The organism is Thermostichus sp. OS-CIW-26, assembly GCF_054058395.1.
Genome location: NZ_JBSSAG010000002.1, coordinates 93,305 through 106,999, shown reverse-complemented (window position 1 = coordinate 106,999; position 13,695 = coordinate 93,305). Strand labels below are relative to the sequence as shown.

Annotated in this window: 12 protein-coding genes and 1 tRNA gene; 6 read left to right on the top strand and 7 right to left on the bottom strand. The window is 60.1% G+C overall.

Annotation, left to right across the window (positions count from 1 at the left end; translation table 11 throughout):
- Window positions 1–200: 200 nt before the first annotated feature.
- The 4 genes from ACVW0C_RS01505 (at window position 201) to ACVW0C_RS01490 (ending at window position 4,864) form a co-directional block, all read left to right on the top strand.
- The gene (locus ACVW0C_RS01505) at window positions 201–1,841 is read left to right on the top strand and encodes a hypothetical protein (RefSeq protein ID WP_457384109.1); all 1,641 of its coding nucleotides are present in this window, start codon (window positions 201–203) and stop codon (window positions 1,839–1,841) included.
- On the top strand, window positions 1,838–2,968 hold the full coding sequence (locus tag ACVW0C_RS01500; RefSeq protein ID WP_457384108.1) for a hypothetical protein: 1,131 nt from the start codon (window positions 1,838–1,840) through the stop codon (window positions 2,966–2,968). Before ACVW0C_RS01505 ends, ACVW0C_RS01500 begins: the two co-directional genes overlap by 4 nt.
- A gap of 139 nt (window positions 2,969–3,107) precedes the next feature.
- Window positions 3,108–3,920, top strand: coding sequence for a hypothetical protein (locus ACVW0C_RS01495; RefSeq protein WP_457384107.1), 813 nt, complete (start codon window positions 3,108–3,110; stop codon window positions 3,918–3,920).
- A 101-nt stretch (window positions 3,921–4,021) separates the two neighbouring features.
- Complete coding sequence (locus tag ACVW0C_RS01490; RefSeq protein WP_457384106.1) at window positions 4,022–4,864, top strand: universal stress protein; 843 nt, start codon at window positions 4,022–4,024, stop codon at window positions 4,862–4,864.
- Between the two features lie 8 nt (window positions 4,865–4,872).
- Here the strand turns inward: ACVW0C_RS01490 and ACVW0C_RS01485 are convergent, their stop codons facing one another.
- The 4 genes from ACVW0C_RS01485 to prmA form a co-directional block, all read right to left on the bottom strand.
- A complete protein-coding gene (locus tag ACVW0C_RS01485; RefSeq protein ID WP_457384105.1) occupies window positions 4,873–6,465 on the bottom strand; it encodes a hypothetical protein in 1,593 nt (530 codons plus the stop codon).
- Complete coding sequence (gene hisS, locus ACVW0C_RS01480) at window positions 6,459–7,757, bottom strand: histidine--tRNA ligase (protein WP_457384104.1); 1,299 nt, start codon at window positions 7,755–7,757, stop codon at window positions 6,459–6,461. The genes ACVW0C_RS01485 and hisS overlap by 7 nt, the downstream gene beginning before the upstream one ends.
- 94 nt (window positions 7,758–7,851) lie before the next feature.
- On the bottom strand, window positions 7,852–8,688 hold the full coding sequence (locus ACVW0C_RS01475) for a 16S rRNA (uracil(1498)-N(3))-methyltransferase (protein WP_457384103.1): 837 nt from the start codon (window positions 8,686–8,688) through the stop codon (window positions 7,852–7,854).
- Complete coding sequence (gene prmA / locus ACVW0C_RS01470; RefSeq protein ID WP_457384102.1) at window positions 8,658–9,596, bottom strand: 50S ribosomal protein L11 methyltransferase; 939 nt, start codon at window positions 9,594–9,596, stop codon at window positions 8,658–8,660. The genes ACVW0C_RS01475 and prmA overlap by 31 nt, the downstream gene beginning before the upstream one ends.
- Before the next feature lie 406 nt (window positions 9,597–10,002).
- Between prmA and ACVW0C_RS01465 the strand changes: the two genes are divergently transcribed.
- Entirely contained in the window at window positions 10,003–10,863 is an 861-nt protein-coding gene (locus tag ACVW0C_RS01465; RefSeq protein ID WP_457384101.1) for a hypothetical protein, read from the top strand.
- Here ACVW0C_RS01465 and ACVW0C_RS01460 read toward each other — a convergent pair.
- Together ACVW0C_RS01460 and ACVW0C_RS01455 are read right to left on the bottom strand one after the other, a co-directional pair.
- Complete coding sequence (locus tag ACVW0C_RS01460) at window positions 10,860–11,609, bottom strand: phycocyanobilin:ferredoxin oxidoreductase (RefSeq protein ID WP_457384100.1); 750 nt, start codon at window positions 11,607–11,609, stop codon at window positions 10,860–10,862. The genes ACVW0C_RS01465 and ACVW0C_RS01460 overlap by 4 nt on opposite strands.
- Before the next feature lie 178 nt (window positions 11,610–11,787).
- Window positions 11,788–11,874: transfer RNA gene (locus ACVW0C_RS01455), tRNA-Ser, on the bottom strand.
- Between the two features lie 151 nt (window positions 11,875–12,025).
- Between ACVW0C_RS01455 and panB the strand changes: the two genes are divergently transcribed.
- On the top strand, window positions 12,026–12,811 hold the full coding sequence (panB, locus tag ACVW0C_RS01450; protein ID WP_011432343.1) for a 3-methyl-2-oxobutanoate hydroxymethyltransferase: 786 nt from the start codon (window positions 12,026–12,028) through the stop codon (window positions 12,809–12,811).
- Window positions 12,812–13,251: 440 nt separating this feature from the next.
- Here the strand turns inward: panB and ACVW0C_RS01445 are convergent, their stop codons facing one another.
- Window positions 13,252–13,680, bottom strand: coding sequence for a hypothetical protein (locus ACVW0C_RS01445; RefSeq protein WP_457384099.1), 429 nt, complete (start codon window positions 13,678–13,680; stop codon window positions 13,252–13,254).
- Window positions 13,681–13,695: the final 15 nt, after the last annotated feature.

Sequence of the window (13,695 nt, the reverse complement as noted above, 5' to 3'; positions counted from 1 at the left end):
TCTCAGGCCAGGGAATGCTAATCTAGCCCTGTGTCCAGTGCCCAGACACGTCAGCCCATCCCCACGCCCTACTTGAGACATGTTCTCATTAACACTAAATAGCTCTTGAGGCTCGATTGGCGATTTATTGGCGATTTAACCAGTTACCCTCCAATTAATCTCCAATTAATTCTAAATTCTTGAAGCTACTGAAGTAACCCATGTTTCTCAACAGGCTCAGGGCTTTCTTGCAGCTCTTCGGGTCTACCGGGATCCTGTTTCTGCTGCTGGCTAGCCTTCTGTGGGGTTTGAAGGAAGGCTGGAGCTGGGTGAGCTTGGAGATGCAGTTTCTTGGCTATAAGGGATCCGTGGCGGCCTTGGGGCCGGATCCGCGCCTGCCCATTGTGGGCACCACCTTTCCTCCCTTGCTGGTGATGGTCACGGCCATTCTGGGACGATCCCCGCTGTTGCTGCAGACCATCTTGGGCTCTTTGCTGCTGGGCTGGACGTGGCGGCAGTTACGCCGTTTGCCGGTGGAGGTGGGATGGCGCTGGCTATGGGGTTTGTTGATGATGCTGCAGCCGGCTTTGATCTTGATGCTGCTGCGCAGCCCCGCTTGGACGGCCACCTCGCTTTTGCTGGGGGTAAACATGGCCTTGTTGTTTCCCCTGGCTGACGAGAAACGAGCAGCGGGGAAGTCAGTGGCGGCAGGGGATGAGCTGCCTATTACCCTGAGGCTGCTGCTCATTGGGCTGGCGCTGGGGCCCCTGATGGTGCTGCGCTGGGAAAGTGGGTGGCTGCTGCCCTGGGTGGCAGGGGTGCTGCTGTTGGCTTTTCGCAAACAGTCCTGGGGTTTTCGGCTGGCTTCGCTGCTGGTGGCAGGGTTTATCAGCCTGGCCCTGATGTTGAGCTGGCTGTACGTGAACTGGCTGTCGGCAGGGGATCCCTGGGCTTTCACCTACCAGGTGGGCAGCGGTCTGCGGCTGCCGCAATTGCGGGAAGACTTGCAGCAGGCGGGTGGCTGGCGGGGGGTGCTGGAGGCTGGGAAATGGCTGGCGGTGCTGGACCCTGCCTATCTGCTGTTGGGGCTGGGATCCCTGCTGGGCCGAGGCCCGGGTCGCTGGGTATGGGCTCTGGTCTGGGGGATGCCGCTGGTCATCCTGCTGGCTTCTCTAGGGCAGGGGCTGTTTTTGCGGGAGCTGAGCCGCTTTGGCCTTTTCTGGGTGCCGCTGCCTTTGCTGATGGGCGCCTACTTGTGTCACGGAGCCGGCCTCGGCTGGGCTAAGCGCCTGTTGATCACTGCCCTCTTGGGGTTGAACTGCCTCACTGCCGGTTATGGGGTGAGCCAAGAGCCGGGTTTCCTCATGCCCCTGGTGGCCGAGGAGCGGGATCTCTGGGAGCGGCTGGTGGCAGGGTTAGTGCCCCTTAGTGGCGAGTTGGAAGCTGCCCAAAACCTGTATGAAGTAACCTCTGCTGGGCAAGCCCTAGAAGACTGGCGGAGGCTGCGGCAGGAAAAGCGCCAGGTTGGGCAGTATCTCTATCGCCACCTGTTGCCCGGACAAAAAGTGCTGGTGGACGACGACATCCACTTTGAGGCTATCTTTTGGGCAAGGGATCCCCGCTCTTTCCTTACTCCTCACCAGTACGAGTTTGCCCTGGCCCTTCAGCATCCCCAGGAAAGGGTGGACTACCTCTTGGTAGCGGGGCTGGCGGATCCCTTGCGGAGCGCCGATCGCATCCTGCAATTTTGGTCTGAGCTCAATTTTGAGGGGCTGCCGGGCTTCAGGGAGGTTTATAGCTCCCCCCAAGTGCGGCTGTGGGCTCGCCAACACCAAGAGGAACCGCAGGAGGAGAGGAGATGAAAAGGAGACGATCCTGGCAGCGGCGACAGGTGCTGCAAGCGGGCGGAGCGCTGCTGGCTGCCTATGGGGTTGCCGGCTGTGGCCAGGAGTTTTTGAGTCAGCAGGGGAGTCGCAGCCTGGAAAATGCCGAGACGGGAAGCATGAACTTGTCAGAGCTGCTGGCCCGCTGGCAGGTGGGCATTGGCGAGGATCCCGGTCGCTTCCTCTGGGAAATCGAGTCGGATCCGCAGGTGGCGGCAGTGGCGCAGGGGTGGGATCCCCATTTCCTGAGCGGCTGGCTGAACAGCTTTGATCACCGCCAGGGGGATCTCTCCTTTTGGCGCAACTGGCACCAGGCCGGGCTTTTGCGGCAGTGGTTTGAGCGGGGCTATACCCTCCACATCATCACCTGGGAAGACGACACCCACCGCCCCTGCGGCGACTACCACATCTCCAAGCAGTTTGTCCAGGATGTAGCCGAATTGGCCGGCTATATCGCTCAAGCCAACCCCCAAGGCCGCCCTACCTATTGGAGCCTGGCCACGGAGTTTTCCTATTGGCGGATCCCAGCAGATACCTACAACGCCGACACTGCTTTCTACTACCAAGCCCTAATGCGCAATGTCCTCACAGCCCGCCAAGCCATCAAGGAGCGGCTGCCGGCAGCCGAAGTAGCCCTGTGCTGGGGGGGCTGGATTGCCACCTTTGACGACCCTTCCCGGGGGGCAGGCCGCAGCATGGTGGAGCCCTTTGCCGAGACCCTGAGCCGGATGGACGGGATCGCCTTCCAGTCGATGCGCCAGCGGCGGCCAGGGGAGTTTAACCCAGAGCTGAACGGCCCGGATCCCGGTAACCCAGAGCAAATCCGCCTCTGTTGCCGCCTGTTTTCCCCCATCCACTCCAACCTGATGTTGGCCCACTACGAGCCATCGATTAAGGACAAGCACCCCAGCGGCGGACGGGCCGACACCGTCCATACAGACTTTCAGCTCATGAGCCAGCCGGAGTGGCTGCAGGAAGTGTCTCAACTGGGGCTGCGGCACCTGTCCTTGATGCACTACGGCCTGTATAAGGGGGATCCCTTCGGAGCGCTGACCGCCGCTCGCCAATTCCGGGCACAGGTGGGCCTACCGGCTGCCACCTCATAGTTAGCAGTCGTTCCAAAGCCGGTTTTGTCCCGGATCTTGGCCCAGAGCTTGATCCTGGGGATACAATCCCCCTGAAACTGCCGGGATCCCTGCCATGGAGAAGCTGAGATTTCTGAGGGCAAGCCTGCTGGCGAGTCTAGTGGTTAGTGCAATGCCGCCGGAGCTGCCGGCCTGGGCAGGATGCGGTTTTCCCCGCGGTGCCGGCAAGACTTTTTTTTCGCTGCAGCCGGAGGTCTATCGGCCTCGCACCCGCTTTGACCAGGGGGGGCAACTGGGGCCTGCTCTCTCAGAATATGGGGAAACCCGCCTCAACCTCTTTGCGGAGACGGGCCTTAGCGATCAGCTCACTCTCAACCTCAACACCAGCTACGTTTTCATCGAAAATCGCTTTGCCAGCGGGGCTGACACCGTTACCCAGCGCAACCAGGGCCTGCGGGATCTGGAACTGGGCCTGCGCCATACTTGGGGGAACGGGGATCCCTTCTTCTCGGCTCAGCTAACGGCCTTGATCCCGCCCGGATATGCCACCCAAGACATCCCCCTGCCCTTGGGGTACGGTGTTTTCGGCTACGATCTCAAAGTTGGGGCGGCGGCCAATACCCAGTTGGGATCCCTGCCCGCCTTTTTCGACTCCTGCCTCACGTTCCGAGATTACTTGGGCTATCCCGGGGATCGGGTCAAGGCCAACCTGACCTTCGGGGCAGACCTGACTCCTGAGCTGCAGGCCATCCTGGCCCTGGATGGGGATTTTACGTTGGGCAACGGCGCGCCTTTGTTGTTCGGGGATTTGGCCGTTCAGGATCCCGACTACGACAACCTCAAGCTTTCGGGCCAGCTCAACTGGCGGCTGGAGGGAGGGTTAACGCTGGGCTTGGGGGGGTTTCAGTTCCTGGCCGGTCGCAACACCAACGCCGGCGGCGGCTTCACCGGCTATGTGTGGCTAAGTTACTGAAACCCAACAAAATGTTGCAGGACATCCCCTACGGTAACAGGGATCCGCAGGGGCAGATCTAGGATGAGTCTTGGCAAACTACGGCCCGGAGAACGGATCCCATGCCTCGATTTGAGAACCTCATTGCCGCTATCGACGGCAGCGGCCCCACCGAGCAAATGGTGCATACCCTTCTGTCTCTGCCGGCCTTTGCCCAGTGCCACGTGACATTGCTGCATGCGGTGCCTTCCCAGACCTCTGCCGAGGAGATGCGGGCTGCCTGGCAAAAGGGGCAGGAACTGCTGGCCCAAACCCTGCAGACTTTCCCCCCCCGCCCAGGGCTAAAGATCAGCACCCAACTGGTGGAAGGGGATCCCAAGGTGGTGGTGCTGCAGGTGGCTGAATCTCTACCCAATCCCCTGATTGTCATGGGATCGCGGGGGCGCAACCGCATCATGGCCATTTTGCAGAACTCGGTGAGCCAATACGTGTTCCAGCTTGCCTCCTGCCCCATGCTGCTGGTCAAAGACGACGCCTACGTCAAATACCCCAGCCACGTCATGGTGGCCCTCAACAACTCCCCCGCCGCCCAGGCCGCCTTTGCCACGGCCCTTGACTTGATCTCCGGCATTCAAGGGGCCCAGATCTTCCTGGCCTCTGTGCAGTTGGATGCCGACAACCCAGGTAGAGATGAGGCTCTAGATCGGGCAATCGATACCCTCAAAAGCCGGCAAATCGGCCACCAAGTGTTAACTGCCGTCGGGGATCCGGGCACAGAAATTGTCCGCTTAGCCGCCGAGAGCAACGCCGATCTGCTGGTGATGGGATCCCCTGACCGCCGACCTACCATTGCCCGCAGCATTCCCGATTTGGATCGGCTGCTGGGGCGTTCCATCTCCGACTATGTGCGGGTGCACATCGGCTGCCCAGTGCTGATGGTGCGCTCCGTCCAAGACAGCGACTGAGCCAGGCTTCAAGGCAGTATGGAGCGGCGCTCTGTAACTCGGTCACTCTGCTGCTGACGATCCGGGCTGACGGCCCAAGCTTCAAAGATCAGCTCAGGGACTCCGGGAGGGATGGTCATGCGGGTGAGGGCTTGCCACTGCCCCTGCTCGTCACGGGAGAAGTCCAGCAACCAACGGGGGCCATCCACCAACGAGCGGGTGCGCCCGTGCTTCACCCAAAACTTGATCCAAAAAGGGGCTTGATGGCCTGCAGCAGGGTTGGTCGTGGGGGGCAAGCGCAACACCACATCGAAATTGTCTCCGGCTCGGAGTTGCTCGGGCACCACCAGTTGGGGAGTTGGACAAACCCCAGGCGGAGCGGGGGGCAGCAGCGAGTTTTCAGAGGGAGCTACAGGGCTACTCGGGATCCCGGCTGCCGCTTGCGTTGGCAAGATGGCCTCAGCTTGGGGTGGTGGGGAAGGGGAGGAGATGGGCGATGGCAACTCTGCCGTCTCTGCTTCGGGTAGGGGCTGAGCGGAGGGGTTGGGCGCAGATGGCAGGGGATCCTTTTCCGGGAAGGAGCGGAGGGCTTGGGTCTCGGCGGGCTGAACGGGCGAAGCTGAGTCCTCCTCTCGCTGTTGCTCGGCAACGCTGACGGAAATGGGGGCGCTGTGTTGCCAGATGCGCAACAGCTTTTGCAGGGTGCGTTCGGGAGACAGCAAGGTTAAGGGGGGGTCTTCCCGCAACCGGGCCAGTGGGATGTTTGTTGCTCCCCAATACTGACGCGGAGGGGAGGCGGGAGGCAGCTCTCCGCCTTGTTGCTCCGCAACGCTGACGCGAAGGTCTCGACAGCGGACGGAAAACGGAATCGTCAAGGGCTGGGAAGGCCGGTCTGCATCCCGCCAGGAAGAGGGAGTGAGGGCCAGTTCCCCCCGCAAAGGACGGGTCCAAACGCGGCTTGGCAGGGTGATGGGAATGCTGAACACCGCCGTTCGGGCTTCAGCGGGAAATTGAATTAGCCGTTGCCCCTCGAAAACCGTGCTCTCCTCGCCTTCCTGCCAAACCCGTACCCGCAGCTCGCCGCTGCAGCCGATCCGCCCCGTCAACACCAGCACCTCCTCCGGGGATCCCTCCAATTCACTGTGCATTAGGGAAAACAGCTCTGGCGGGATGGCGACCTCTTTTTTCTGGGGGGGCTCAAACCCGGCCTCTTCAGCCACCGGGGCAGGGATCCCTCGTTCCGGCTCCAGAGGGGCAGGCACAACCTGAAAACGGAGACAATTGTCCAACTCGGTTTCACCGAACAGTTCTGCGATCAAGTCGGCATCTCGGCAGTGCAATTCCCAAAACCCAGGGGTGAGGCGGCTGGCAGGCAAAATAATGCCGATCCCTTCATCGTTGGTGCGCACAGAACGGGTTTGGACCTGTGGAGGAGTCGTGCCGGTGTTGGGGCCCTGATTCTGTGGCCCTAGAGGACGCTGCCGGACTTCCACCGTGATGGTGAAGTGGGGCTGGGGCGAACGGGCAACAATGGTGTAGGTATCTTCTTCCAGAACTGCTCCCTCGGCTGGTACTGGCTGCCAGTCTTCCTGGCCGTCCCGCCGAACCCAAAAATTCAACATGGCTCCATCACCTTAGGTGCTCCGCACTGCTGACCCGAATGGGATGCCAGATACTGAATCAGATCGGCTTGCAAAAGGGTTTGCTGTTGCCCTGTAGGCAGGTGCTTAAGCTGTACCTCTCCGGCTGCAGCTTCCGCATCCCCTAGCACAACAGCCCAAGTTGCGCCGCTGCGGCTGGCCCGTTTGAACTGCTTGCCAAAGGCGCTGCCGCTCAGATCCAGCTCGGTGCAGAAACCGGCTCGGCGCAGCGCTTGAGCGATCCGGAGGGATTGGGCCTCAGCCTTCGCCCCACGGGAGATCACGTAAACCTCGACCGGTGCTGGCGGAGCCTCCCCTTGTTTCTTTTGCAACAGCAGCACCAGCCGCTCCATGCCGATGGCCCAGCCCACCGCTGGGGTTGAAGGCCCGCCCAGCTCTTCCACCAAGCCGTCGTAGCGACCGCCCCCACAGACGGTACTCTGGGATCCCAAGTCAGGTGAGACGATCTCAAAGGCGGTGTCGGTGTAGTAGTCCAGGCCCCGCACCAAGTAGGGATCCAACTGGTAGGGAATGTCCAACATCTGCAGGTGATCTTGCACCTGCTCGAAGAAAGCCCGCGATTCTGGGCCGAGGTAATCCGGCAGCTTGGGGGCCCCCTCGGCAATCTCGCGGGTGCGGGGATCCTTGCTGTCTAGAATGCGCAGCGGGTTGCGGGTGAGACGCTCTTGTGAGTCAGGATCCAGCTTCTCCCGCAAGGGAGTGAGGTAGTCCACCAGGGCCTGGCGATAGGCCCGCCGATCCTGCAGATCCCCCAGGGAATTGAGCCGCAAGCTCAGGTTCTCCGCCCCCACCGCTTGCAACAGCTCCCAGGCCAAGGCGATGACTTCCGCATCGGCGCGGGGATCCCGGCTGCCCAGCAGCTCTACCCCCAACTGGTGGAACTGGCGTTGCCGCCCCGCCTGGGGACGCTCATAGCGAAACATCGGCCCACAATACCAGAGGCGTTGCACATCTCCAGCCGTTTGCAGCCCGTGCTGAATGTAGGCCCGCACCACGCCCGCCGTGTTCTCGGGACGCAGGCTCACCTCTTGCTCGCCACGGGTGCTGAAGGAGTACATCTCCTTGCCCACCACGTCGGTGGCACTGCCAATGCTGCGGGCAAAGAGCTCCGTCAACTCCAGGATGGGGGTGCGAATTTCTTGGTAGTTGGCCCGTCCCAGGATCTCTCGGGCGCTGGCCTCCACCTGCTGCCAGAGCCGCACCTCCTGCGGCAGAATATCTCGGGTGCCCCGCACCGCCTGGATCATCTCCATTCTCGTTCTCCCTCCCTGGGGTGGGCCTGGCCGCCTGCTATGCCAATGGCTGTTCTCGTCAAAGGACTCCGTCCCGCTGACGCAAACGGCCTAGTTATTGATTATCGGCGACAACACTCCCCGTCGCTAGCGGAGCCAAATGACCCCGATCCAAGCTCGAGTCCAACCAGGAGTAGGTGGCAGCAATTTGGCTGGTGGCAACAACAGCGGCGGTGGTAGCTCGCAAGATGGTAGGGCCAAGGGAGACGGACACTCCCCCATATTCCTCAGCTTGCCGACGTTCGGCAACGGTCCAGCCCCCCTCTGGGCCGATGGCTATGGCCAAGACGGGATCCCTGAGCTTTGGCAGGGCTTGCACCAGCGGGGGCGCTTTGTGCCGAGCCACGGCTATACCCCACCAAAAGGACTCCGTCCGAGTAGCGCGAACGGCTTGCAGCTCCGCCAGCCAACTTGTCCAAGGGGTGGGGGGATCGACCTGAGGCCAGCGCAACCGCTCACATTGTTCTGCGGCCTCCCGCACAATTTTTTGCCAGCGTTCCTGCCGCCCAGATCCCGGTTCCAACACGGTGCGCTCTGTCAGCAGGGGAGTAATGCGCGCCGCCCCCAGCTCGGTAACCTGGCGGAGCACCTCGTCAAACCCCTGCCCTTTGACCACTGCCAAGCCCAGATGCAAAGAAACAGGCAATTCCCGCGGCAGCACCTCCACCTCGCCCACAACTCGGGATCCCTGGGCTTGCCAACGGGCCGCCCACAGCTTGCCTGAGCCGTCCAAAACCAAAAAGGGATCCCCTGGCCTGAGGCGGCGTACCCGCTGCAAGTAGTGCTGTTGCAGACCAGTTAAATGGAGAACACCGCTGGGATCCCGCTGCGCTGGGTCAATCGCCAATCGGGGCAAAGCGCTCAGGTCATGCGTGCGTTCAGACAACACCATTCCCCCCGTCGCCAGAGGGCTGCCACCACCCATTCGTTGGCCTCCAGCATCTCCGCCACCAACTTGGCCTGCTCGATGAGGATGCCGCTGAGGATCAGCCATCCCCCCTCCTTCACCACCAGCCGAAACTCCGGGATCATATCCAGGATCACATCTGCCAGGATGTTGCACACCAGCCCATCCACCATTTCGGGAATATGCTCCAGGCTGCCCTGAGCGACCACAATGCGATCCGTCAGGCCGTTGAGATCGCGGTTGTGCATCGTGGCTTGCACCGCCAGGGGGTCGATGTCCACCGCAAACACCCGCTTCACCCCCAACAGGGCCGCCGCCAACGACAGAATCCCGGATCCACAGCCCACATCGGCCACAGTCACTCCCTCGGCACCCCCGCCGCCCTCCAGGCGCATCTCCAGCGACTCCAGACAGAGCTGCGTGGTGGGGTGAGTGCCCGTGCCGAAGGCCATACCGGGATCCAGCCGCAACAGGTGCCGACCGGGGTGAGGGGGCGGCTCCAGCCAGGCCGGACAAATGAGCAACTTATCCCCGACCCATTGGGGCTGCCAGTGCTGCTTCCAACTGCTGCTCCAATCTTCCGCCTCTATGCGTTCCCAGCGCAGCTTCGGAACCCGCTGACCGGCAATGAGGGCATCTTGCTGCAGGCGCAGGGAGAGGGCTGCCAAATCCAGGAGGCTGACGTGAGGCCAAGGCAAATAGGCGTGAATGCAAATCTGATCTTCGCCATAGGCTTGGCTGGTCATGCCCCGACAGCCAAAACTCTCCAGCCGCCAAAAGATCAGGTCTTCTTGGGCAGGGGAAGTGATGAGACTGAGATCCCACCAAGCACCAGCGGGGTCCGGCGCTTGTGCGGGCGAAAACGGAGTGGGATTGGCAACAGTTCTGCTCACAGGGATCCCTTCACAAACCTAGGGAAAAACCAAAGTGATGGCCAACAAGATAGCGCTTCATGTCACCCAGCCGGCCAGCACTCAATGCGGCACTTTATATCAAAAATTGCAGCGCTCTGCTCAATTCATAGTTTAGGCTTATTCTGGCTATTCTGGGATTGAAAGGCTCACAGCGTCGGTTCAGCAGCGAAGAAGGGAAGGATCCCCCCAATTGGGGGATGCCCCTCAGCGGCTCTTTGGATGACCAGCTCAGCCCTGTGAGATAGATTAAGTCCAAAAGCATTGAACAAGAATTGGATGCAGCGTTGACATTCGTTCCGAGCCTCAGTGATTTTGCGGATAGATGGGGTTTGGCTGGGGCGTACTGAGCAACGATGGAGAAGGAGCAACGCAGGTGGCGAGGTCGATGTCAACTGATGAGCAATCAGCACAGCAGGGCACTCCCCAGCCCAAGGTGGCTTCTCTAGGAGTTGCCGGGGATCGGGAAGCGCGGAAGAGGGCTGCCCATGAAGATCTTCAGCCGCTCAAAGTCAGCACCCGCAAGGACTCCGTCCCGCTGACGCGATCCGCTCTGATGCGGCGTTTTAACCAGAGCTTTCCGCCTTTTTACAGCCAGTTTGTCAGCAGCGAGGTACAGGCCCAAAATCTGCGCTTGGCTTACACCCTCTACCAGACCCGCAAGGCGGTGGTACAGATGCAGGACGAAGGTCGCAAGACGGTGGTTTGTCTGGCCTACCGTAATCGACCTTCCCTGCTCAGCGATCTGTTTGGGGTGTTCACTGCTTTTAATCTCTCGGTGCATGGCATTCATCTCTATGGGCAGATCTACTCACCGCACCTGGTGTTTATCCGCACCATTGTCTCCCGCGATGGCCACAGCCTATCTTCCCAAACCAAGCTCAGCCTAGAACGGGCTATTCACGAATGCCTGGCGGGTGTGTTTCGCGTTCATGAAACCTTGGCGCTGGAGTTTGATCTCAAGGCCGGACTAAAAGACGTGCAGGTTTCTTTTTATTTTGACCCGGTGTTTCATTTGCCCACACTTTTGGTGGATGTGGACAACCAGCCGGGCGCGTTTTACCGGGTGATGACGGTTCTTGCGCAGGAGGATTTGACCGTTGTTAACCTCAATTTGATGCTCCGCCGCAAGCAGACGCGCTTCATTTTTTACTTGCTAGGGCCGGATTCAACTCCAACCATGCCGGAGTTCTTAGGGCAAAAATTGGCGTTGAGCATCCAGCAGCGGCTGCAAGGGGATCCCGCCTAGATCTGCACGGGACTGGGAGGCAAATCGAAAAGGACGGTGTTCATGTAGCGCTCTGCCCAGGCGGGACCGAAGGCTTTTTCCAAAACGCGGCGGGTGCGGTCGTTCTGCTGTTGCTGGCTGCAATAGCGCTGCTGCCCCTGGTAGTGGGCCAAAATCTGGCCGGGATCCGTCTGTGGGGGGATCTGCTGCGCCAGCCGGCAGTGAATTTCCAGGAAACGGCGGGCAAAGTGCAAAAAGCGCTCGGCCTCTGCTTCGTCGGCAGGACGCACGAACAGACAGTAGGGAGAAAAAATCGTGCCCCACTCCGGCAACCGGCGCCGGTGTTGGAAAGGGGCCAGATGGGATCCCAACGCTTCCAGCTCCTGGATATAGAGATCGGGCAAGCTGGGGGTCACCGGCGAGAGATCGACAATGGCGGCGCTCACCTGTCCGCGACCGACCACAATGTCGCAACCGAACAGCGGCAGCGGGTACTGCGGCTGCGGAAACATAACGCAATGGAGAATATCCAGGCTCTGCCCGGCCTGGGCCAGCTCCAGGTGCAGTTTGCGAAAGGGATCCCCTTGGTAGCAGCGGTTTTCAATTTGCAATTTTTCGCCCTCTAGGCGGCCTTCCACGTAGCCCAGATCTTCAGGCAGAGGATAGGGGGCTAGGGTGAGGGTAGATCCCCAAACGTTCAGGATTGCCTCAGATAAGCCCTGAATGAGCGGATGCAGTTGGGCAGAGAGAGCAGGAGCGGTGAACATAAGACTCTAGAAGAAAGGCCAAGAACCCCATCCAACCTTGACCTTGGCTCCATGCCAAAGTGTTATGGGGGAACCGCACCGCTGATGCGAAGGGCTTGGGTGGGATCCCCAAAAATCCCAGAGGCCCTAGCTGGGCAAGGCGTTCTAAAAAGGCGTTCTAAAACTGTATGCCTGAAGACGGAAGGGGTGGGATTCGAACCCACGGTGACCTTGCAGTCACAACGCTTTTCGAGAGCGTCACAATCAACCACTCTGTCACCCTTCCAGTCAGCTGTGGGGCTTTACCATCTTAACGGCAAACCGAGTCTCCTGCTTCTTCCCAGCCTCAAAGCCAAGCTTGCTTCCCCCACGGGATGCGGTTGATGGGAAAGTGCTCCGCACCGCTGGCGGGAACGCCCAGATGAGATCATAGGGATATGGCTGCTCTATCCATTCACCACTTTCGCCAGGCCAAACAGGCGGGTCAACCTTTGGTGGCCCTCACGGCTGCCGACTACGCCACCGCTCAGATTTTGGATCAGGCTGGGATCGACTTGATCCTGGTGGGCGACAGCTTGGCCATGACCCACTTGGGGTATACCAGCACCCTGCCCCTGACGCTGGAACAGATGCTCCATCACGCCCAGGCGGTGCGCCGCGGGGTAGAACGGGCCTTTTTGGTGGCCGACTTGCCCTTCTTGACTTATCAAGTCCACAAAGAACAAGCTCTCCTCTCAGCAGGGCGGTTGATGAAGGAGGCAGGAGTCAACGGGGTCAAGCTGGAGGGGGGCTACCCCGACATGGTGGAAACGGTGGCCTTTCTGGTGCAGCGGGGGATCCCGGTTTTGGGTCATATCGGCCTCACTCCGCAGGCCAAACATCAACTGGGAGGCTATCGCCAGCAGGGAAAAACCACTCCGGAGGCGGAGCGTCTGCGACAAGAGGCCCTCAGCCTGGAACAAGCAGGGGCATTTGCCCTGGTTCTGGAGCACATGCCGGCGGAATTGGCTGCCCAAATCTCAGCCCAGGTGGGGATCCCAACCCTGGGCATTGGAGCCGGGCCGGCCTGCGATGGTCAGATTTTGGTCACCCACGACCTGCTGGGGCTGAGCGAGCGGCTCCCCCCTTTTGCCAAGGCCTATACCAATTTGAGACAGGCGATCCGAGAAGCGGTGGAAGCTTTCGCCGACGATGTTCGCCAAAAAGTATTTCCCCCCCGCTGAAGGGATCCCTTACCCATTCAAAGCTTGGGCAGAGCATGACTCTAGTCAATAATAAGCTCAACTATACTGAAAATAATGTATAATATGTTCAGTACGGATTACTACCAGTTGATCTTTCTGTTTACTTTCGAGTCTGCCAACATGGTAGCCAAAGCAAAGCAGAAAATTGGTAGTAAGACGACACGGAAACTGCGCTTTGGGTATTCTACTCAAAGCTTTGCGGGATACCGCCATTCTGTTTGGACTCCGTCCCGCTGACGCGAATGGAAACAAACAGAATGCTATCGCTGCATAGTTGAACAGTGATGTTCAGCAGTGTTCAGCGTAAATGTATCAGGTGCTATGCCTACGGCACCTCATACTGCTACCTACTGCTACGCAATGCTTATGGGAACGGGAACCGCACCGCTTTCTCAAGGCTGGGCAAGGATAGGGCGACCTCAGGGATCCCTGAGCAGCACCGTCCCGGTCACCGCAGCACTTTGACCCAACCGGTCGAAGACCCGCAAGCTGAGCAGGTAGGAGCCGGGCACCAAGCTCAGGGGAGGGCGAATGCGGAAGCGGGTTGTACAGAACTCCTCTCCAGACACACAATTCACCTGGGCTGCCGATAGCGTCTGCACCTCGATCCCTGACCACGACACCTGAAACGCCAGCTCCGCCGGGATCCGCCCCGGCACCGATACCGAGACCCCCAGCTCCAAAAAGCCGTTCCGATTCACCACAGAAGGAATATCGCTGCTGGTGATCAAAGGCGGCAGCGGAGTACTGGCCGTCAGCGCATCGGCACCACAACCGACCAAGGCCACGCCCAGCAGGCCCAGCACCCATCCCCAAGGTTTGGATCCCAGCTTCATCACAGGGTTCATCTGAAAACTCACCTT